Source organism: Photorhabdus viridis, assembly GCF_040256935.1.
Classification (GTDB): Bacteria; Pseudomonadota; Gammaproteobacteria; order Enterobacterales; family Enterobacteriaceae; genus Photorhabdus; species Photorhabdus viridis.
This window is the reverse complement of sequence record NZ_JBEJZY010000028.1, coordinates 19,806-42,003: the sequence shown is the minus strand read 5'-3', so window position 1 is coordinate 42,003 and position 22,198 is coordinate 19,806. Positions and strand designations below refer to the sequence as shown.

15 protein-coding genes are annotated in these 22,198 nt (G+C 43.2%); all 15 read right to left on the bottom strand.

The window, feature by feature from the left end; genetic code table 11:
- Positions 1 to 144: 144 nt before the first annotated feature.
- Positions 145 to 1,317 (bottom strand): outer membrane protein assembly factor BamB, encoded by a 1,173-nt coding sequence (bamB, locus tag ABR397_RS13445; protein WP_350306184.1) that lies wholly within the window; start codon positions 1,315 to 1,317, stop codon positions 145 to 147.
- Between the two features lie 13 nt (positions 1,318 to 1,330).
- A complete protein-coding gene (locus tag ABR397_RS13440) occupies positions 1,331 to 1,951 on the bottom strand; it encodes a YfgM family protein (RefSeq protein ID WP_350306183.1) in 621 nt (206 codons plus the stop codon).
- Between the two features lie 11 nt (positions 1,952 to 1,962).
- Complete coding sequence (hisS, locus tag ABR397_RS13435) at positions 1,963 to 3,240, bottom strand: histidine--tRNA ligase (protein WP_350306182.1); 1,278 nt, start codon at positions 3,238 to 3,240, stop codon at positions 1,963 to 1,965.
- A 120-nt stretch (positions 3,241 to 3,360) separates the two neighbouring features.
- Positions 3,361 to 4,482, bottom strand: a complete 1,122-nt coding sequence (ispG, locus tag ABR397_RS13430; protein ID WP_350306181.1) for a flavodoxin-dependent (E)-4-hydroxy-3-methylbut-2-enyl-diphosphate synthase — start codon at positions 4,480 to 4,482, stop codon at positions 3,361 to 3,363.
- A gap of 71 nt (positions 4,483 to 4,553) precedes the next feature.
- Positions 4,554 to 5,558 (bottom strand): cytoskeleton protein RodZ, encoded by a 1,005-nt coding sequence (gene rodZ, locus ABR397_RS13425; RefSeq protein ID WP_350306180.1) that lies wholly within the window; start codon positions 5,556 to 5,558, stop codon positions 4,554 to 4,556.
- Between the two features lie 121 nt (positions 5,559 to 5,679).
- Positions 5,680 to 6,093: a tetratricopeptide repeat protein gene (locus ABR397_RS13420; protein WP_350306179.1), complete on the bottom strand. Its 414-nt coding sequence runs from the start codon at positions 6,091 to 6,093 to the stop codon at positions 5,680 to 5,682.
- Between the two features lie 75 nt (positions 6,094 to 6,168).
- Positions 6,169 to 7,347, bottom strand: coding sequence for a bifunctional tRNA (adenosine(37)-C2)-methyltransferase TrmG/ribosomal RNA large subunit methyltransferase RlmN (locus tag ABR397_RS13415; RefSeq protein ID WP_350306178.1), 1,179 nt, complete (start codon positions 7,345 to 7,347; stop codon positions 6,169 to 6,171).
- A 181-nt stretch (positions 7,348 to 7,528) separates the two neighbouring features.
- Positions 7,529 to 7,957: a nucleoside-diphosphate kinase gene (gene ndk / locus ABR397_RS13410; protein WP_046973573.1), complete on the bottom strand. Its 429-nt coding sequence runs from the start codon at positions 7,955 to 7,957 to the stop codon at positions 7,529 to 7,531.
- A 221-nt stretch (positions 7,958 to 8,178) separates the two neighbouring features.
- On the bottom strand, positions 8,179 to 10,500 hold the full coding sequence (gene pbpC, locus ABR397_RS13405) for a peptidoglycan glycosyltransferase PbpC (RefSeq protein ID WP_350306177.1): 2,322 nt from the start codon (positions 10,498 to 10,500) through the stop codon (positions 8,179 to 8,181).
- Between the two features lie 57 nt (positions 10,501 to 10,557).
- Positions 10,558 to 15,588: an alpha-2-macroglobulin family protein gene (locus ABR397_RS13400; RefSeq protein WP_350306176.1), complete on the bottom strand. Its 5,031-nt coding sequence runs from the start codon at positions 15,586 to 15,588 to the stop codon at positions 10,558 to 10,560.
- A 957-nt stretch (positions 15,589 to 16,545) separates the two neighbouring features.
- A complete protein-coding gene (locus ABR397_RS13395; RefSeq protein ID WP_350306175.1) occupies positions 16,546 to 17,346 on the bottom strand; it encodes an MBL fold metallo-hydrolase in 801 nt (266 codons plus the stop codon).
- A gap of 389 nt (positions 17,347 to 17,735) precedes the next feature.
- Complete coding sequence (locus tag ABR397_RS13390; RefSeq protein WP_350306174.1) at positions 17,736 to 18,362, bottom strand: LysE family translocator; 627 nt, start codon at positions 18,360 to 18,362, stop codon at positions 17,736 to 17,738.
- A 1-nt stretch (position 18,363) separates the two neighbouring features.
- Complete coding sequence (locus ABR397_RS13385) at positions 18,364 to 19,611, bottom strand: hypothetical protein (protein ID WP_350306173.1); 1,248 nt, start codon at positions 19,609 to 19,611, stop codon at positions 18,364 to 18,366.
- Positions 19,589 to 20,869, bottom strand: coding sequence for an FAD/NAD(P)-binding protein (locus ABR397_RS13380; RefSeq protein ID WP_350306172.1), 1,281 nt, complete (start codon positions 20,867 to 20,869; stop codon positions 19,589 to 19,591). Before ABR397_RS13380 ends, ABR397_RS13385 begins: the two co-directional genes overlap by 23 nt.
- 17 nt (positions 20,870 to 20,886) lie before the next feature.
- A complete protein-coding gene (locus ABR397_RS13375; protein ID WP_350306171.1) occupies positions 20,887 to 21,798 on the bottom strand; it encodes a PLP-dependent cysteine synthase family protein in 912 nt (303 codons plus the stop codon).
- Positions 21,799 to 22,198: the final 400 nt, after the last annotated feature.

Below are 22,198 nucleotides of genomic sequence, written 5' to 3'. Positions count from 1 at the left end.
TAAATTTTAAATCAGTATTTTGCTGCTCATCGTTAGCCGCAACAAAACACTAAAAAGACGAAACGGCCCCTGTTCTTTTCAGGAGCCGTGGGATTATAACAACTCTTTATTCTCTATTTCCGATAAACAGACAGTAAGAAATACTCAACGGGTAAACAGATAAACCGTACCGTCTTTCGCCTGTACCATCAGCTTATCACTGGCAACCACTGGACGGCTCATTAAGCCGGAGCTATCAACTTTATGTTGAGCGACAAACTTACCATCATCCATATTCAGCCAGTGCAAATAGCCTTCGCTATCACCAACAACCAGATAGCCATTATACATTTCAGGCGCCGTCAAGTTGCGGTGTTGTAATTTTGTCTGAGTCCACAACGTCACACCATCACTTTGACGCAGGCTCATAACCCGATCGTTTTGATCAACAATGTAAATACGATCACCGGAAACAACCATCTCGTTCACTGAACCCAAATCACGTTTCCAGAGAATCTGACCTGAACGCATATCAAGCGCCACCAGATTACCGTTATAGGCTATCGCATATATCACGCCTTCAGAAATAACCGGCGTTGTATCAACATCACTAAGACGACCGATTTCTGTCGAGCTAGTTACCTGAGAAATACGTTGTTGCCAAATCAGTTGCCCCTGAGAAATCAGCACTGCGTTGACACGACCATTATCCCCCCCCACGATCGCGGCGCCGTAAGCCACAGCCGGAGCTGATTCACCACGCAACGATAATGATGGGGTATCCATATTAACGGACCACTGTACTTTGCCATCTGACTCATTCAATGCCTGCAACATGCCGTTGCTGGTATGAATCAACACCAAGCCATCACTCACCACCGGACGCGACAACGCTTCTCCGGCAACTTCAGATTCCCAAGTAATCTGGCCGTCTTCGGTATTCAGCGCGATGACTTTGGCACGTTCAGTGCCAACATATAAATGATTCCCAGCAACGGTCAAACCGCCAGAAAGCAACGCAGGGATACGGGAAGAGAGAAAACCCGCTTTTTCAGCCAAATTTACCGACCACGCCTCTTTGCCGCTATCAATGTCCAGCGCCTTAACGATGCCATGACGATCAGCAACATAGACAACAGAACCCTGCCAGGTTGGTGTCAAATGAGAGTAATAACGACCAACACCATCACCTACAGATTTATCCCACACAACACTTGGGCTAAATTGATTCTCAACCTGTGGCAACGGTGACATAGTTACTGTGTCCTGCTCACTTGAACAACCTACTAACAGAACAGAAGCAACCAGACCAACCAAGAGTGTTTTACGCAGCTGCATTGAAAGGATCCCCTTAGCTGGATAAATTATTCAATTTAAGATTTAACATCGATTTAATCGCCTGCGGTGAATCTGATCCCAGACCTTTGGTATAAGCTGCACGGGCACCCGCAATATCACCTTTTTTCAACAGCGCATCGCCGCGGATATCCTCTGCTACGGCAACCCAGCCGGAACCTTTCACCTGTTCCAGTGTTTTCAATGCGGCATCCGCTTTATCTTCCGCCAATTGAACCCTGGCTAAACGAATATTAGACAGAGCCTGCAAATCTTCATTTTTTGTCTGACTGGCCGCCGCAGATAAAAATTGATCCGCTTTAGCTAGCTCATTCTTTTCAACAGCCAATTGAGCCAAATGCATATGAGCCATCACGCCATAACTATTGTTAGTTTCAGCAGCAAACTTCTCAGCGGTGGCATGACTCTCTTTTGCACCGGAAATTAATCCACGATTTACCTGTTCAAAAGCTTCCGCACTGCCCTGCAATTGATTTGTCTGATGAGATTGCCAATAACGCCAACCAATCAGCGCGCCAGCGCCCAGCACCAGCCCGAAAACCAACGCTTTGCCATTATTGGCAAAAAAGCGGCGGATCGCGTCAACTTGTTCGTTTTCATTGGTATAGACTTCCACGGAGTCTCTCCTTAACCTAACAATTCAGCCAAACGAGCTGCAATTTCGCTTTGCGGCAACGTTTGTTGTTCGCCTGTACGTAAATCTTTAATCGCTGCCTGACCAGAACGGACTTCATCTTCACCCAAAATCAGCGCAATTTTAGCGCCTTGTTTATCCGCACGCCCCAATTGCTTCTTAAAGTTCCCTCCCCCGTGGTTAGTCACCAGACGCAATTGCGGCAAGACATCACGTATCTGTTCAGCCAGAATCAACGCTGCCTGCTGACTGCCTTCGCCGAAAGAAGCAAGATAAACCTCCGCCACTGATAGCTCCGCCACAAATGCTGGGTTCATTTCCTGCACCAACAGAACCAGACGTTCCATTCCCATAGCAAAACCCACAGCAGGAGCAGGACGACCACCCAGTTGTTCAACCAGCCCATCGTACCGACCACCGGCACAGACAGTCCCCTGAGCCCCCAAAGCCGTTGTCACCCATTCAAATACCGTGCGGTTATAGTAATCCAGACCACGAACCAGACGCTGGTTAATCCGGTATTTGATACCAGCCGCATCAAGAAGCGCACGCAAACCGTCAAAATGTTCCTTTGATTCGGCATCAAGATAATCAAACAGTTCCGGCGCATCATTAAGAAGTTGCTGAACTTCCGGGTTTTTTGAATCCAGAACACGCAATGGATTGCTGTACATACGACGTTTGCAATCTTCATCCAGCTTATCTTTATGCTGCTCAAGGAAAGCAACCAGCGCTTCGCGGTAACTGGCCCGCGCTGCCAATGAACCAATCGAGTTCAGTTCAAGCGTCACATGTTCAGAAATACCGAGCTCGCGCCACCAGCGGGCAGTCAATAAAATAAGTTCAGCATCAACATCAGGCCCTTGAAGACCAAAGACTTCAGCCCCTAACTGGTAGAATTGACGATAGCGGCCTTTTTGTGGACGCTCATAACGGAACATAGGCCCGAAATACCATACGCGCTGTTCCTGATTGTACAGCAGACCATGTTCAATACCTGCACGCACACAGCCTGCGGTATTTTCAGGACGCAGGGTCAAACTTTCACCATTGCGATCATCAAAGGTGTACATTTCCTTTTCGACCACATCAGTCACTTCCCCAATAGCCCGTTTGAATAACGGGGTCTGCTCTACAATCGGCGTGCGGATCTCGCTATAACCATAACCCGCCAACACGCGTTTCAAAGTGCTTTCAATATGCTGCCAAATAGCAGTATCTGCCGGCAAGTAGTCGTTCATGCCACGAATAGCTTGGATATTTTTTGCCACGTCTTATCTCTGTTAATAATTCAAAAATGATGTTGATTATAGAAGCGAATACGGACGAGCTTCAATTAGCAAACTAAAACAACACTAGCTCATCACAACGGTGAACCAGTGTCAGGTATATTATTTATCCAGTTGACTTATGTCGATGCGCTTATTTTCATCCAACATTGATGCCTTAGCGCGGATCTTAGCCTCAAGCTGATCAATCATATCAGCATTATCGAGACGCTCTTTCTGACGCACTCCATCCTCATAAAAACCACTTTTTGTTCTGGCGCCAGTGACACCCAAAGTGGAAACTTCCGCCTCACCCGGTCCGTTAACCACACAACCAATGATTGAAACATCCATCGGAGTGAGTAAATCTTCCAAGCGTTGTTCCAACGCATTAACGGTGCCGATAACATCAAATTCCTGACGAGAACAGGTTGGACAGGCGATAAAGTTAATACCTCGGGAGCGAATGCGTAATGATTTCAGAATATCAAAACCCACTTTAACTTCTTCAACCGGATCGGCAGCCAAAGAAATACGCAGGGTATCACCGATACCTTCCGACAAAAGAATACCCAAGCCAATCGCTGATTTTACCGAACCTGCACGAGCGCCGCCGGCTTCTGTGATACCAAGATGTAATGGCTGATCAATCTCCCGGGCCAATAAACGGTAAGCACCAACCGCCAGAAAGACATCTGACGCTTTTACGCTGATTTTAAACTGGTCGAAATTAAGTCTTTCAAGAATATTCACATGGCGCATAGCAGACTCCAACAGTGCTTCTGGAGTTGGCTCACCATATTTTTCCTGAATGTCCTTTTCCAGTGATCCGCCATTCACACCAATACGGATTGGAATATTTTTGTCGCGGGCAGCCGCCACAACCTCACCGATACGCGCCTCATTACCGATATTACCAGGATTAATACGCAGACAATCGACACCATACTCTGCAACTTTAAGTGCGATACGGTAATCAAAATGAATATCTGCAACCAAAGGAACATTAGCCTGTTGCTTAATCAATTTAAACGCTTCTGCCGCATCCATCGTTGGTATTGATACACGGACAATATCAACCCCGACACGCTCAAGCGATTTAATTTGTTGAACAGTGGCTTCCACATCTGTAGTACGTGTGTTTGTCATTGACTGCACCGAAATTGGCGCACCATCCCCGACTGGCACATTCCCTACATAAATACGCGTAGATTTGCGTCTTTTTATCGGCGATTCATTATGCATACTGGTATTTCTCCCATACTTCCATGTGCTTACTTATAACATGACAACGATGCCATAACTGCTAAAGGCATTTATTGTGTTCCTGGTACTTTAAGACGCGCAATACGATGCTCTTTAATAAAGCGGCTTAAATCGACAACTTGCCCCCGGAACTGTACATCCACTACAGCAGGGGCGCCGATAGTTAACTTATAAGGCAATGAACCGGAGAGATTCAGACTGTCACCCTTCTTTTTAGTTCCACTAAACAACATCTTTCCATTCGCATCAACAACCTGTAACCAACAGGATGCTTTGAAATTCATCACCAGTTTATTACTGTCAGCCACTGCTGTTGAGCCATTTTCAGACACATCCGGTAGTGGAGCTGTACTCGGGTTAACGGGTAACGGAACAGTCTGTGGATGAATTTCAGGTGCTTCCACAGCCGGATGTTGAGCTGATGCTCCAGGCAGAACAGTTTCCCCACTATTATTCACATTATCTGTATTCGCCTTATTCGCCTTCGCCGAATTTTCGGTTGAAGCAGCAGATAATGGCTGTTCACTGGCCGGCAACTGTGTCGCCTGATCGTTGCTCCCGGTGGCTAGATCCATCACATGGGCTTTCTTCTGCGCAACCTGCGTCGCAGACTGATCAGCCATCGAAATCAATTCTTTCTGTTGAGCTGTGTGGTTTTGCCACCACCATGCTCCCGTCAGACTAATCACGACCAGAATAATTAGCCATGTAATCCACATCAACCAACTTTCACGTTTTCTACGTTTCTTACCCAATGAAAAACTCTGCATTGGTGAAACCTTCGCGGTTTTTGCCGGAGTATGCTTATCCAGAATCGCCAGAATTTCCGCCTCTGGAATTTGTACCAATTTAGCATAAGAACGAACATAACCACGCAGGAAAGTGGGCACCATACTGGCCGGTATATTGTCCTCTTCAATATCACGGATAGTGGAAAGTTTCAGACACAGACGATCAGCCACCGTCTGTTGAGTTAGCCCGTGCTGTTCACGAGCCTGACGCAGGAGCTGACCTGCTGTCAAATGAGCTTGTTCTGGAGTCGTTTCAGTATTCATTAGCAAGAAGACGCGGTACTGTCCAAGTTGTGAAAAACTTCGCGCTGGCTCTTTGCTATAATCCTTACATTATACAACGGCCTGCGCGGCGAAATAGATTTGCTATTTTACTAGCGGCAAATCACTGATAACAAATACGCCTGTCAGCATTATTCCCGGTTAACAGAATTTTGGCTTCTTCATACTGCCCCTGCTCACAGAGAAAAACACTGTAATGATACAATACCGTATCATTTCCTGGCGCATACTGCATCGCCATTTTGTAACGCTGACGGGCAGCTTCCGGCTGGCCGGAATATTGCTCATACAGCGCCATACCTAATTGAGCCTGATAATGGTCTGGCTGCGCCAGTAATACCTTATCAAAGTGGTATCTGGCGGCCGGTAAATAACCTTCAGCCAGATAGGCCATTCCCAGTTGAATCCGGGTTTCTACCGCAACTTTTCGCTGTTTATTTCCGTTTGCCGGTTGATTGGAACACCCTGCCAATAATACGGCAGTAATAACCATTCCCGATAACGATTTCCTTATCATTCCATCCCCACTTAATTTAAGGATACGCAATTGTCGCAATAATTTCAGTTACTGTATGATAAGACATAGCAACATTCAGACTGTTCTTACCTGAATAGGTTCACCTGCCTGACGTTTTTTCAGTGTCCGTTTTGTACGATCAATCACATCGCCCGCAAGCTGACCACATGCGGCATCAATATCATCACCGCGGGTCTTACGGACAATAGTTGTGAAACCATATCCCATCAGCACCTTGGAAAAACGGTCGATCCGACTGTTGGAACTGCGGCCATATGGCGCGCCCGGAAACGGATTCCACGGGATCAGGTTGATCTTACTGGGTGTGTCTTTCAGGCATTCAGCCAATTGATGCGCCTGCTCCACACTGTCGTTAATATGATCAAGCATGACATATTCTACGGTCACACGCCCTTGGTTCGCATTAGATTTAGTCAAATAGCGGCGCACCCCCGCAAGGAACTGCTCAATATTATATTTGCGGTTGATAGGAACGATATCATCACGCACATCATCTGTCGGCGCATGCAGGGAAATCGCCAAAGCGACATCAATCATATCACCAAGTTTATCCAGCGCAGGCACCACACCGGATGTGGATAGCGTCACACGGCGCTTAGACAAACCGAAACCAAAATCATCCATCATGATTTCCATTGCAGGAACCACGTTATTCAGGTTGAGCAGAGGTTCACCCATTCCCATCATAACCACGTTGGTAATCGGGCGGCGACCACTGGATTTCAGTGAGCCAATAATTTTCGCCGCACGCCAAACCTGACCAATAATTTCAGAAACCCGTAAATTACGGTTAAACCCTTGTTGAGCGGTAGAACAGAATTTACATTCCAGTGCACAGCCTACCTGAGAAGAGACGCACAACGTAGCACGATCATCTTCCGGAATATAAACCGTTTCAACTTGCTGATCGCCAACAGTGATAGCCCATTTAATCGTGCCATCAGCTGAACGTTGTTCCTCTGCTACCTCGGGCGCGCGGATCTCAGCAACTTGCTGCAATTTCGCCCGCAGGGTTTTGTTAATATCCGTCATCTGCTCAAAATCGTCATAGCAGTAATGATACATCCATTTCATCACCTGATCGGCACGGAAGGGTTTTTCCCCCATATCGGTGAAGAATTGACGCATTTGTTTGCGATTCAGATCAAGCAGGTTAATTTTCCCGCCTTTTTTTTCTGGGGTTTCAGACACGACAGAAGCAGCAAATTGTGCCGCAGTATTTGGTTGGGACATTTTTTATATCGCCTCGTTGTTACACTTTCGGCTCTGCGTTGATGAATTCAACGCACGAAGTTTCAATTCGGGTATCACTATCAGTTTAGCCTAGTGACAAATAATAAGCGCCCCGTTGAGTTAACAACGGGGCGCGGCATTGTACAAACTTTAATGCGATGATGCTACGGGTAACGACAAATCAATTACGTGGGCAAATTTCATCTTCTGTGAAGAAATACGCAATTTCACGGTTTGCAGATTCAACAGCATCAGAGCCGTGAACCGCGTTTTCAGTAAAACTGTCTGCGTAATCAGCACGCAAAGTACCCGCTAATGCGTTATCAGGATTGGTTGCACCCATCAAGTCACGGTGACGTTGTACTGCATTCTCGCCTTCCAATACCTGAACCACGATTGGACCAGAAGTCATAAATTCCACCAGACCATCAAAGAAAGGGCGGCCTTTGTGCTCTGCATAAAAGCCTTCAGCCTGTTCACGGGTCAGGTGAAGCATTTTGGCGGCAATAATTTTAAACCCGGCGCTTTCAAAACGGGCATAAATAGACCCGATGGCATTTTTCTTCACTGCGTTAGGTTTAATAATCGAAAAAGTACGTTCAACCGTCATGGATAACCTCTTGGTTCTTTTTTCAGCAACTGATGATTTTAATTTTTTATCCCGATAAGTTAACCGGTTAATACTTATCCCGCAACCCTAGCGGGGATAAAAGAGGCGTTGATTATAGGGGCCCAAATAGCGGTTGCCTACAGAAAACATAACATTCCATTAAATTTTTCTTAGCGAAAATTACCATTTTTTCGTACAAATCACACTTTTATCTGAATCATTTACTTCAAGGTAAAATTGACAGAATCTACCTGTCCCCCCAAATCCAAAACACTCAGCTGATATTTCCCCGGTTGAGTCAATGTTTGTACAAGCCCTTGATTATTTTCTGTGGTCAGAATCTGTTCTCCATTGAGAAACCACCATTGTCGCCCACCACTACCGCCTTGTGTTGTAATACGTAAATCAAGGCTGCCAAGACCAGGAAGTCGTTTCAATACATCTCCGTTATGAATGCCGACGATCAACAGCGGCGCTTCATCTGATTTCAGCGGTGGACACTGAGGGTTAACTGATGGCAAACGCTGCGCCCGCCGCTCTTCCGCCGGTAACCATGATTCCAGGCTAATCGGCCATAAAGCAATATTTTTTGATTGCGCATCAGGGCAATCAGGCGCAACACGCAAACCCTGTTTATCCAGCCATACCTGTTCATTGATGCCAGAAATACCTTCTTGCCCCACAGAAGGCAACGTAGGCGGAATGGTGTTATCCAGAATCCAGCTCAGACGACGCTGGCGGCAATTACTGTCTCCCTTTGGCAGACTCTGACCTCCCGGCCAACAAATGATTGCCTGACTCACACTTGCCGGACGTGGATCAGAGGGGATTCGTTGAGCGCCATTTCGCATATTTGCCAGCAACAGGTTATTGACCTGATTCATTATCGGAACCGCCGTGGCATAACCGAACTGTCCGGTAACCGGCGTTCCATCCGGCCTGCCAACCCAGACACCGATGGTATAGCGGGCATTTAAGCCGATAGCCCAAGCATCGCGGTAGCCATAACTAGTACCCGTTTTCCAAGCCAGCGGCACTTGCGCCGGCAATATATCATCAGGTTGCGGGAGACCTTCTCCAGCCATAATTCGTCTGATTATCCACGCGGCGCCAGGGGAAAACAGTTGTCTGTCACGCAATTTCTGTTGCGGTGTAAATCTCAGGGGGGAAACCTTCCCCTGACGGGCAAACGCGGAGTAAGCCGCCACCAACTGATCCATCCGGGTTGCCGTTCCACCAAGAATCAATGATAAATTAGGCTCACTGCCGGGAGGAAAACGCAATACTGTTCCCACATTACGCATATTGGCGGTAAACCGCTTGGCGCCATATGCTTCGAGCAGTTGCACTGCGGGTAAATTCAAGGAACGAACCAATGCCTCACTGACACTAACCGGCCCATTAAAGCCACTATCAAAATTTCCCGGACGGTAATAATCAAAACGGCGAGGCACATCCTGTAACAATGATTCCCCATGAATCAACCCATCATCTAATGCCATTGCGTACAAAAAAGGCTTCAACGTTGATCCTGGCGAACGCCACGAATTTATCATGTCCACATGACCAAAACGGCTGTTATCCTGAAAATCCAGCGAGCCAATATAAGCTTTCACCGCCATATCGGTATGATCAACCACCAACACCCCAACAGAAGTTTTCTCCGGTAACTGGTACTTCCAATTCACCGCCATATCCTCAAGCTGGCGCTGTAATCCTGCATCAATGGTTGTTTTAATGATTTCCTGGCGATGACCTTTAGCCACTCTTCTGGCAAGAAGCGGGGCAAGTTGTGGCGCCTGTCGGGGAGCCAGCCATAGCATCTCTTGCCGAATATCAGCCACTTTATCTTCTGACCAAATTTTATACTGCGCCAACCGTTGCATAACCTTGTCACGGGCGGCTTGTGCCCGTTCAGGGTAACGATCCGGTCTCAAACGGCTGGGCGCCTGCGGCAAAATAGCTAGCAAAGCAGCTTCGCCCGCAGAGAGTTCAGATGGCGGTTTGCCCAGATAAGCCCAACTCGCCGCGCCAACACCTTGTAATGTGCCGCCAAACGGCGCACGATTGAGATACATTTCAAGAATTTCATCTTTGGAATAGTGCCATTCAAGCTGTAAAGTACGCCAAATCTGTTTCAACTTCCCGCCCAAAGTACGTGAATGCGGATCAATCAACCGCGCCACCTGCATTGAAAGCGTACTGCCGCCGGATAGAATTTTACCCGCCCGAATATCCTGCCATGCAGCCCTGACGAGCGAAAACGGGTTAATCCCCGGATGCTTATAGAACCAGCGATCTTCATACGTCAGCAATGCCTGAATATATTCCGGCGACACTTGTTCCAACCTCACCGGGTAGCGCCAAACCCCTTCATCATCGGCAAAACGCCAAAGCGGAGTCCCATCTTCACCTACGACAATACGCGCCATTTTGACTTCACGCAGTGGCAAAGGCCAAATTTTATCTGCCAGCCATAAACCAGCCGGGATCAGAAACAGCAACAGTACAATCAGCCAAATAAGGTGATGCCTTTTTTTCATGCAAGAATACCTGACGAGCAATCAGCCCTTACGCCGGAGCATAAGGGCTGACAGAGTTTAGCGGACAACTTCCAGTTTTTCAGGTGCAGAGCCTACCGCACGCCAGTAGGGCACGTACATAGATTCAACCTGAGGTGCGGGAATAGCGTAGACACCCGGCGTCACAGCACGGGCCAGATAGAGCAATGTCACTGGCTGAGTGGAATCAACCGCGACTGCCGCCACATACCGGTCATCACGATATTCAGTATGACGAATAGTCGCCTGTTGCATATCACCAATCAGCTCCTGGAGATTTGCGGCGCTGTCACTCAAACTGGCACTGCTGTTAACCAGATTCTGATTTTCTACTTCCAGACCAGCAGGCAGTAAATCAACAATCAGCGCATCCGGCACTGATTTATCTGAGCTGACTACCAGCTTCACGACCACCATTTCGCCACTTCTCAGACGGTCAATAGAAACGGGATTACCCTGCATATCCAGATAACTACGCTGAATTTTCAACACATTAGAGTAGGGTTTCGGCGAATGCAGCGGGTAACCTACGACATTCAGGCGAGAATAGAGTGTGCTGCCGCCACGGTTACTGATATCAACACCTTGCAGAATCTGTTCCGCATTCATCATCTGATTCAATGACTTGTCACGACTTAACGGTGGAACCTGCTGATTAACCACCGCCTCCCACGGTTGTTCTGACGTATCGATAAAGAAACGCCCGGCCAGATAGAGTGAATTACTCTCTTGAGTTGAAAAATAGTCACGGGATGTCAACTCATCAGACAAAGCCAGTAATTTCTCATCACGATCTTTTGGCAACATATTGTTTTCAGTCAACAACGCGACAATTAATGCATTGTCGCGGATGGAACTGCCATAATCTCCCAATCCAACATCATCGTTACGGTTTTTATTGATCCCCAAGCGGACAGCTTCATCCGCTCTGGTGTTATCACCCATAAGCTTCAATGCAACCCCCAGTTGTACCAACGACAAACCATTTCCTGCCTGAGAACGACGCTCATAAACTTGTCTTAACGCACCCAACGGCGCTTTCTGCTGGATGGCAAGCACCAGACCGGCATAAGCTTGAGTCGAAAACCGCATGGCTTCCTGATTCTGGCTGTAGCGATAGTTAATGACATTCTTATCCTGTAAATAACGCAGCAAACGGTTATTGGCGGAATTCAGCGCTTCCTTGGGTACGCTATAACCTCGCTGGCTCGCACGGAACAAGAAATCTGTAACATAAGCCGTCAGCCAGTACTCTTCATCACCGGTTCGGTCCCACAAGGCAAAACCCCCATCATGACGCTGCATACTCAGCAAGTGAATAATACCCTCATCAATACTGGCCCGGCGTTTGCTGTCACTGTCCGTTTTGATACCCAGTTTTTTCAGCTCCGCTTCATTTGAATAGAGTGACGGGTAAAGTCCGCTGATAGTCTGCTCAAGACAGCCATACGGATAGGCGTACAGTTCACGAATATAACGTGAAATCTGTAACGGCGGACGACTGGTCAGTAACAACTGACCTTCGAGCGTTGCCGGCGCTAAACCCGATATAGCATCTAACGGCAACTGCCAATTTTCTCCCTGGTGGATAACCTCAGCAAACAGCCTGGTTTCTGCCGGCTGTGCCGGACGCACGCCAATCTTCCAGCTATTTTGATACTGTTTCAGCGCTTCACCGGGCAGATTCAGGCCATTAATCGTCAGGGAAACTTCGCCCTGACCAAAGCCATGGTCAGCCATGACAGGAATTTCCACCGTTGTACGTTGACCTTTTTCCAAGGTTATTGCCTTGCTGGCCGCATCCTCTAATTTAATCAGCCCATTAGCCGTAAAGTTTAAAGTCAAGTTTTGCGTCTGTTCGGTTAAGTTGGTCAGATCCAACGACAACAATGAATGATCCCCCCCCGCCATAAAGCGAGGTAACGCCATCTGTGTAATGACCGGTGCGGCAATGACAATTTTACTTTCACCATGACCGAACTCATCTTTACTCCACGCCTGAGCCATCAGCCTCAGTTCACCATTGAAGTCAGGAATTGGCAGAACAATCTCCCCTTCCCCCTTTTCATCCAATGTCACAGGCTGCGCCTGTTCAGCAATAATCTGCACTTCAGTTAATGGTTTTCTACCACCGCGGGCAGGGGCATCTTCATCACTAGAACCCCCAAAACGCAGATTTGCCAGACGACCTTCACCTTCAATCAACTGACCATACACATCATATTGATCGATGCTATAGCGTTTACGGCCAAAGAAAGCCTCATAGGGATCCGGGGTTTTGAAATTAGTGACATTGAGTACGCCAGTATCTACCGCAGAGAGCAGCACATTAACCTGTTCAGGCAATTTCTGCCCTTGCTGTGGTGTAACCTTGACTTTAACTGTCAGGTTCTGATTCGGGCGCATTTTTTCCGGCGCGGATAACGTCAGATCCAATTTACGGTTTTCATCCGCTAACGGCAGATGCAACACACCAATTGCACGTTTTGGCGTCGCCTGACGGGATTTATCTCCCGGACGAATGACTACCGCAGTCAGATAAAGGTCATGACGGCGCCACTCTTTATTAACCGGAACTTCCACATCCAGACCTTGTGCCGGTACATCAATCTCCTGCCACCAGAGCGGCCCTTCACTGGACTCCACCAACAGGTAGCCTTTACCTGCCTGTGGTGCGGCTATATGCAGTTTTACTTTCTCACCCACTCGATAAGCCGGCTTATCCAGAGACAGTTTTACCTGATCAGGACGGACAGCACCGGTGCCACCGGTATTATCTTGCCATGAGTAACCTGCCCAGAAATTAACACTGGTAACCAGTTGATTCTCCGGATTGACAACTTCAATACGGTATGAACCCCAATCAACCGGGAAACTGACCTTTGCGGTACCCTCCTGCGCAATCTGGATATGTTCATCCGCCATCACCAAATCTTTCTGATCATAGCCTGACTGCCAGCCTTCACCATCCGACCAGCGCCAATAGTAATCATGACGTTCATAAATCAAACGGGCGGTCAGATCTTTCGCGGCATATTTTTTGCCATTGGCATCTGCATAAACCAGCTCAAATTCAGCCAATGAATTTTCATCCACATTGTAGCGGCTCTGGTCACGACCGGTATGATAGTCATAAACCGCTTTCTGATTGAACAACGGACGAATACCAACCAGTTTCTCCGCCGGCCAAACCGCTTGTTCAACCCGACGTGTCACCGGGTGGCCGCCAGATTCAAGCAGACTGGCCTGAACAATCACTTTTACCGGCGAAGAGACTGAACTCCAGTTGTCCGCGCTGACATTCAATGCGGCTTCACCACCACTGTTCAGCGTCAAATCGAACTCATCCAATGTACGACTGAGATTTTCTTCAGTGGCGGCGCCAAACTGATAACCCGGCAATTTGGCGACCGCATCACGGTTTGGGCGCAGGAATAACTGCCCTTGCAAGCGATTATCCGCCGCGGGCGCGCCATACAGGTAACGGCCTTTGATGGCGAAATCGACACTGTGGTTTTTCATCACCGGTTGCGCCTCACTGCTAATTTCCAGCGCCATACGCTCCGGCATAAAATCTTCTACATTGAACTTGTAATAACGGGGCTTGTTATCGCCCAGATCAAAACGTAACGACCAGAGCCCGGTAGCCGCCGACTGAGGAATCGTGTAGCGATACTGATACAACCCGTTTTCAGGTTGCCAGACAAAACTACGGAGAACCTGACCATCGGTTTTTAATACATCAACTTTGACCGGCTGGCTTTTAATTGTACGGCCGTCACCATCACGCAATAGCCCATTCACAACCAGCGTCTCACCGGGGCGATAGAGATCACGAGGCCCGAAAACAAAAAACAGCTTGCTGTATCCTTGTGGACCGGCGATATCAAACTCAGACAGATCCAGCGCTGGTGATACTAAATCAATCATACTGGTTTGGTTGTCACGGGTAGCGAGCAATAATTTAGCTTTCGCATTTTTCTCCAGACTGGCGTGTCCATCAGCGTCTGTCATTGCTTTTGATAATAACTGCCCTTTCTCATCCAACAGACGGACTTCCACCCCTTTCAGGCTGTCGCCTTGTTCCAGAGATTGGGTAAACACATCCATCTTATCCAGATAGCTGTGCACGGAGACACCGATATCACTTAGCGTGAACATTGTCGCCGGGTTGGCATAAATGTATTTACCCGCTTGCTGCATCACCGCCATATAAACACCGTCTTTCTGCAACGCTTTAATGTTATTTAATGGCAACAGTAACTTTTCGCGGGTATTCAGTGTTGGATTCAGATCGAAACGGCCGGTATAAACCAACTCCGCATCTTTAAGTATTTCTTCAGATTCCCAAGAACTCATGCTGTTGCGATATTGCCACTGTGCAATAAAAGAAGGTAATGCCGTCTCTTTTATCCTAAAAAAGTTAACATCAATACTGTTCACATTGAGTGCTAACACTGGCAAACCTTCGGCTACTTTACTTGGCAGCAAGGAGCCCTTGCTGGCAAAACCAACAGACGGAGAAATCGTCTCGGTTGTCAGGGTTTTCTCATACGCGGTTTCAAGCTGACGCTCATTGATGCCTTTAACGCCTTTATCTACGGTCAGTTGCAGTTTACGGGATGGCGGCAGATGACGCAGGCGAAGCTCCATCATGTTATCTGACAACTCCCACGCTCCATCAAGCTTGCCCTGTTTTATATCCACCAAACGGACATTTTGAGCAAAATTCTGATTTGGATCTAAAGGAACAGAAAATGTCACCACCATCGCGCTGGCGCCATCGAGTTGAACTTCTGAGGCATCCAGAATAGTCACCTCTTTACCGGCATAACGTTTTGCCAGTTCAGCCAGTGATGTCGCATCTTTCTGTTTTACTGATTTTGGTGAAGTATTTGACTGTTGAGGTGCTTTTGCGCTTTGAATTTCTGTGGACTGCGATTGAGCTGCTTTATTATTATCAGTGCTGTCAGACTGATCACAACCAGCAAGCATCAGCAAAGAAGCTAACATCACAGCAAAATAATGCTTTTTTCTTTCCGGCCACCGCCAGAATTGACTTTGATTCATGACTATAACCCCTGCCTTATCCCAACCAACCGGTAGTAGGATTTAATAAATAATTTTATAAATCAACATATTAAATTTAAATCAAGAAAATATAAGCAACTGAATACCACCTCTACTCGATATACTATGAGACAACATACAGATCATTAAGCCCATATAATAACGCCTTATTTCGACAAATTAAATATCATAAAGGCGATAAATAAGTCTGAATTCATTGATTCAATCTCTGATTAAGAACTCTATATGTCTTATAAAAAATTTGCATGCTGTTTCCCTAAGTTATTGGATATAATCCTTTATTAAATTATTTTCTCCGATAATTTACAGATTATTAACTTAAATAATTAAAACCGCAAGAAATATTAAAATTGTTATAATAATACAATTTCACCCAATGCATAACAAACTATTTCCCTATATTAATCATTAAATTAAAAAACACATTAAAAGTTAACTCGAGATTATAAGAAATAAAAACAAAAAGAAAAAAATCATCATTACATTGACAACGGCATCAATAAATAACTTATATTAATCAATTGGTTATTCATAATGTCAAATGAAAAACAAGAAATTAAATATAAGCACCATTGCCAGCAGCAATATAAAGACATTTATAAAAATCATCAAAAAATAATCCAGACATAACCCCCTATAATATATATGAAAATCATCAACAATAACCACAATTAATATATACCAATATGACCACAATTAACGAAAAAAAAGAACCCAGCAACATAAAAAATATATAAATACGTTTATAACATAAAACTTAAAATACATTGATATATGATGCCACTTTCTTACCAAAAGTGGCAATAATTACTCACGTTAAACTCCCATTATTTAAATTATTTTTTATAAAATATAAATAAACTCTGCAATAAAAATATTAACCAATCGTTACTATAAACCCAATGAAAATCCATTTTCTGCATACTTTTCACCATGTTACTCCACTAATAACACCTGACCTGTTTTCAGTTGCTTAACATTTGGCAACCAGAGCCTTCCCCAGCTACCGGTACAATGACATCCATAGACTTCTTTTATATTTTCTTTTACAAAAAACTCTCTGATCTTCAATAACTCTGTCGGTAATGCTCTCTTTAAATGCAAACCACCTATCACCGCGCATACTTTATCCACACCGGTAATCATTTTAGCGTGATTAATTATTTCACAAATACCCGAATGACCACAGCCAATAATAATCACAAGCCCATTATCACTTTTCCAAATTAATGCACTGTCATCAAGTATATAATCATTAGCCCAAGAGCGCCTTCTGACTAAACCACAGGCTTTCCGATGATTACTGGCTATTTCACCTGAAAAAACAAATCGTTCGCTTATCTTCATATGCGATTTTGTCAAACGAAAAAAGACTTTCTTTTTAATTCTTTTACTAATTTTACCCGATGTTTTTTTAAATCTTAAAACAAGATTTTTAAACATAACACCATAATACTTCTCATTTAACGCATCGGGATGACATATTAATTTAGCATTATGGGGAAAATAATTAACACCACCTATATGGTCAGAATGACCATGGGAGATAACAATCCTGGATATATCATCAACAGATATTCCCATCCTGTTCGCATTCTCGAGATAGCTGCCATCCGGGCCGGTATCAAAAATTATCTTCTCTTCACCATCCTCAAGTAAAAGACTCAAACCCGGTTTAGCTATCAAATATGAGTCAGATGTTCTATTTTCAAGAAGTACAGTTATTTTTAATGACATGGCATATCCATTAGTTTTGTTGAAGTAATGTATCTATTAAACGATACGGGTAACAATAGCATTGATTCACGTCAATAAAATAATGAAAGGCCGTTATATCGTCACATTCTTATAAGCAGATCACAAATTATCGCTACTCTGCCACAAGTTAATTCTTCAACATGAAATGATTATCTCCCCATTATATTTATTATCTTGCAATATTAACATGTGATTATTATATCTTGCTGTGCAACATATATTTACAGGTAGAAACAAGCATATTGTTTAAAACATAAAACTCTGAGAAAAATCATAAAAATAATTTAATAAAATAAACTAACACAACATTTATCAATATAAATAAATTTAATCATATTTTATCCAGAGTTCAGGTTAATTATCAAAATTTACATTAAGTTCAGCGCAGAATAATAGATTTTCATAGCCATGAAAAATATAATCAGCGAAGACAGTTTATTAACCAAGTGAATTTTAATCAGTAAGTAATCACGAATTTTCTGATAATTTATAATCATAACTATCCCTCCGTACCACAAGAAACTGATTATGAAAGCCATTGAGATCATAATCACTGAAATACTTATATTAGTATCCTGTGGTATGCTAACTGACACAGCGCTACTAATGAGTAAAATTGCTTTAGGATTATAGAGTTGCAATATAAATCCAGACTTAAATGTGCAGTCTCGCTTATCAGATAATGTGTTCAATTCAATATCGCTCATTGGTTTTATTCGAAATAATCGATAAGCTAAATAAATCAGGTATGTTCCTCCTAATATATAGAAAGCAGACAGTATTGCAGGTTCTTTCAAAACAAAAGTAAGCCCGCCTAACGCCAAAGTTGTGAATAATGAATTGGCCGTTGCAATACCGACTACACTCATCATTGCTACAGATTTTGAATACGTAACCGCATTTTTCATCGTGACCAAGAAACCTGGTCCAGGGCTAGCAATACCTACTAATAATATAGTACAGAAACTAATAATAAATCCTTGTTCACTACTCATGTTACCCCACTAAATATTCAACATCTTTTTCATCATCGACACGGAAACTAATATGAGACAGCCGCTCCAATGCTGTTTTTTTTCTAAAACAAAATGAAATTTTATTAATCGATTGACTAATATCGATGAAACCTCCTACACCATAGAACTTACCACCGAGATGGGACACATTCACATTGCCACCCTTGTCAATTTCCCCGATACCCAGTACAGCATGATCAATGTCTCCGTTCCATATACTTTTAAACATAGCTGCTTGAGAAAAAACTTTTCTGCCATTTTTGCATATACCAAATCCCTCGCCATCGTAGATAATTTCTCCTTCAACACCGGATTCAATATACGCCGTAAACGTTTTGTCTTCCTCCCTACGCTTTATATGATTAATTGCTGGAACTGGAAGGCCAATACCCACAATCAATTTTTCACCATTGCTAATCCTGTCCGCTAACTGATATGAAATGCTCTCCGACACCAGGCATGTTCGCGATAGATTTCCACAATAGTGATGATACCTGTTTGGCAAATAAGAGATACCATGCAACGATGAAGGTGCAATAAAGACCTCATCAAATAAATTCCTATAGCAAAAACTACTGTAATGTTTAATCACTTTATCCGGTAGCTGGATAGCGATTCTCGCTTTCCTCAACCGAGCCGATTTTATGCATTGTTCTATATCAAGATCTATAGGCTCGGTCTCTAAAACAATGTTTCCATCCGGCGTAAATCCTGATCCTCTTAATAAAACCAAATCACTATCTGGCAGTGTATAGCATAGTTGTTCACCTGATGACTCCACTATAGATAGCTTTTCTGCTGAGTAATCATTATTAATCAGTGAGCCGTTGTTATCTGGGTCAATAAAAGTATTTTTACCTATGGTGGTCAGCAATTTCCTCTGTTCGCCAGAAAGCAAACAACTCGCCACTCCTTGCGGTATATTGTGTACCTCGACACTATTTTCGCCTAGCGCCGGGTTAATATGATTAACAGTTCCGAAAAAACCGCCAACAACCCAATCCACATGGTGACCAAGAAGCAGTGAGTTAAAACCACCATGCCAACCATTACCTGGTAGTGATGCTCCAATGAATCCAAATTTTTCATTGTATCGACCATTCCAACTCGCATTACAAATCAAATTAATTAAATATTCGGGGGAAATTACGCTACCAAAAGAGATAATATCTATGGTTGAAACCCCTTTTAAAAGCCTCTTAAATCTAGCAATATCTGACAAGTTCATGAGTCCGTCCTTCTTTTGAGGCAATCAAAGCATCGACTATCAGTTTTGCATCTCTAACGGTAAGCGAAGTTGCTTCTGTGAAGAAACGTGATCCATTTGTCATTGGACCAAGTACATAAATGTTTCTTTTATCATTGACTTTGCAATTTCTATCAACGTCAACTCCACTAATGGAATGCATCGGTAAACGACTCATTTGAATAATTTCCAAATCCATTACTGGATTGAATGCTAAAATTGAATTTTTACTAACAGTGGTAGAACCATAGATTCGAGATGAAATAGACAATTGCCCATCATCAATTAATGTCACTAATTTACGGGCATTCACTAATGGAAACATCGCTCTGGTTTCAATAAACCGATGTCTAATATTATGAAAAAGAATTTGATCATCCAGACTCAATACTTGGTAGAAATCAAGATAATTCATTGTTCCATTATATAATTTTTCTTGCCAAACAGGTGTATAAGCTGAACAATATTCGACTTCATCTTTTAACGCACAAAGAGGATTAAACAATATATTTTTCTCAATATCTTTCGTGATCAAAGATTTGAACCGCTGTATTATACTATTAAAGGAAGGAATAGTTGAATTGTAGTCATCAAAAATCGATGCACCACCCGCCTTGAATTGCCCCCTTACTCTGGGAAATCGACCAGATAGTGAATAGCATTGCATCTTCAGATCTGGCCTATACGTATAAATATAAAGTAAAATGTCAATAGACGTCAGACCTGAACCGTATACATCAATTATGCCACCGTATGGTAAACTTGCTATTCTATCAAATAAGTGATCATTTAAAATATCTTTTCCAAAACCGATACTTAGTACACTCGCATCAATTTTAAAACAGACGCCATTGCATATGATATTACCCTCTTTATCTAAATAATCTACTTTTCCGTAAGTATGTACAACAACACCTGCTTTCTTTAATTGATCGATTAAGTTATATTTCACATCTTGTAGATAAGCGCCATAAATTCTCCTCGGCAGATAATCATTATCACAATAATTGTATTCCTTAGCAGTCAACCAATCAGTTATACCTACCACATCATTAAATTGAGTGAGAGAATCTAATCGAGTATTCATTATGAAAACTTCCGGAACATCTTTATATGCAAATCCAACTTGGTTATGATCTTTTGAGAATATCAGAATGGAACTAAGCTGACATTTATATTGTAATAAATGTTTAAGTATTGAAATGCAACCTGCCCCACTACCTATAATTCCTATATTCATAATTATAATAACTCCATTTAGATCCCCACCGAAAGGTATCTTTCTGTTTGACTAGCAGCTATTGTGAGTATTTTCTTTCCTTTATTTTCTTCCCTATTCGCCAATTCAATAGCACAATGCAAAGAAGCACCAGACGAAATACCTATTAACAATCCTTCACTTCCTATAATCTTTCTAGTAGTTTGGAAAGCAGAGTTTTCATCGATAATATATACTTCATCAATAATATTCCGGTCCACAGTATTAGCGATTATTCCAGGGCCAATTCCCAATATGCCATGGTTAGAGTTGATCTCATTTAAAGGAGTCATCTGGCTTAAAACAGCAGCACTTTTAGGTTCAATTGCAACAATATATGTATCCGATCGATATTTTTTAAGAGTATTCCCTATACCATTACAATGTCCACCAGTCCCAATACCTGCGATAAATATATCTGGAGTACCATTAAAAAAATTGATAATTTCATTGCCAGTTTGATAATGTGCTTGAGGATTATTAATATTATTCCCTTGGTCAACAAGAAAATAGTTAACCTTTTTTGAGAGCATTTGTGCTTTTTTTACTGCTCCAGCATAGTTTTCACCACTTGGCGTGAGGATAATTTTTGCTCCTAATAGAGTTAATAACTTTTTACGCTCTTCAGAAACATATTCTGGCATTACAATAATAAGCTTTAGTCCCATAGATGCACATATCCCGGCAAGAGAGATACCAGTATTACCCGTTGTCGCCTCAACAATCGTAGTTTGTGAATCTATCTGACCATTTTTTATAGCTGATTCAAGCATTGACTTGGCTGCTCTATCTTTAATAGAACCCCAAGGATTAAGAAATTCTAATTTCACATAAATATCTGCATACAAATCTTTTGAGATCTTCTCCAACTTTATAATTGGTGTATTTCCAACTACATCATGTAATAACATTCCCCACCCCTTTAGATCTAACTTATATAGATTACTAAAACGTACATTTTAGAATAACAAGCCTCTTATCTCATTGATATTGATTAAAAACAATTAAAAAAATGATATAATCACATAATTTTAAAATGTGGAATTATATAGTTTTAATCTGTATCTATTAGTTAGTGTAACTTATACGTTCTTAGCCGCCTCTTCAAATAAAATTTAGATCATTTAATGTATAACAAACATTAAATAATTCTCTAAGGAAAAATTAACAAAAACACTAATAAGATCACAAAAAATCAAGCACCACGCGTATGAACTCCTTATTCTGTTGTATCTATTCGGGTTAAAATAACACTTATAAGATAATTATTATAAAAAACCTATTTTTCAAACAAAATATAATAAGAATAGG

Bases quoted from the DNA above. Each gene is read 5' to 3' on its own strand.
- bamB (WP_350306184.1), bottom strand. From the start codon at position 1,317: ATGCAGCTGCGTAAAACACTCTTGGTTGGTCTGGTTGCTTCTGTTCTG.
- ispG (WP_350306181.1), bottom strand. From the start codon at position 4,482: ATGCATAATGAATCGCCGATAAAAAGACGCAAATCTACGCGTATTTAT.
- rodZ (WP_350306180.1), bottom strand. From the start codon at position 5,558: ATGAATACTGAAACGACTCCAGAACAAGCTCATTTGACAGCAGGTCAG.
- ABR397_RS13420 (WP_350306179.1), bottom strand. From the start codon at position 6,093: ATGATAAGGAAATCGTTATCGGGAATGGTTATTACTGCCGTATTATTG.
- ABR397_RS13415 (WP_350306178.1), bottom strand. From the start codon at position 7,347: ATGTCCCAACCAAATACTGCGGCACAATTTGCTGCTTCTGTCGTGTCT.
- ndk (WP_046973573.1), bottom strand. From the start codon at position 7,957: ATGACGGTTGAACGTACTTTTTCGATTATTAAACCTAACGCAGTGAAG.
- pbpC (WP_350306177.1), bottom strand. From the start codon at position 10,500: ATGAAAAAAAGGCATCACCTTATTTGGCTGATTGTACTGTTGCTGTTT.
- ABR397_RS13400 (WP_350306176.1), bottom strand. From the start codon at position 15,588: ATGAATCAAAGTCAATTCTGGCGGTGGCCGGAAAGAAAAAAGCATTAT.
- ABR397_RS13395 (WP_350306175.1), bottom strand. From the start codon at position 17,346: ATGTCATTAAAAATAACTGTACTTCTTGAAAATAGAACATCTGACTCA.
- ABR397_RS13390 (WP_350306174.1), bottom strand. From the start codon at position 18,362: ATGAGTAGTGAACAAGGATTTATTATTAGTTTCTGTACTATATTATTA.
- ABR397_RS13385 (WP_350306173.1), bottom strand. From the start codon at position 19,611: ATGAACTTGTCAGATATTGCTAGATTTAAGAGGCTTTTAAAAGGGGTT.
- ABR397_RS13380 (WP_350306172.1), bottom strand. From the start codon at position 20,869: ATGAATATAGGAATTATAGGTAGTGGGGCAGGTTGCATTTCAATACTT.
- ABR397_RS13375 (WP_350306171.1), bottom strand. From the start codon at position 21,798: ATGTTATTACATGATGTAGTTGGAAATACACCAATTATAAAGTTGGAG.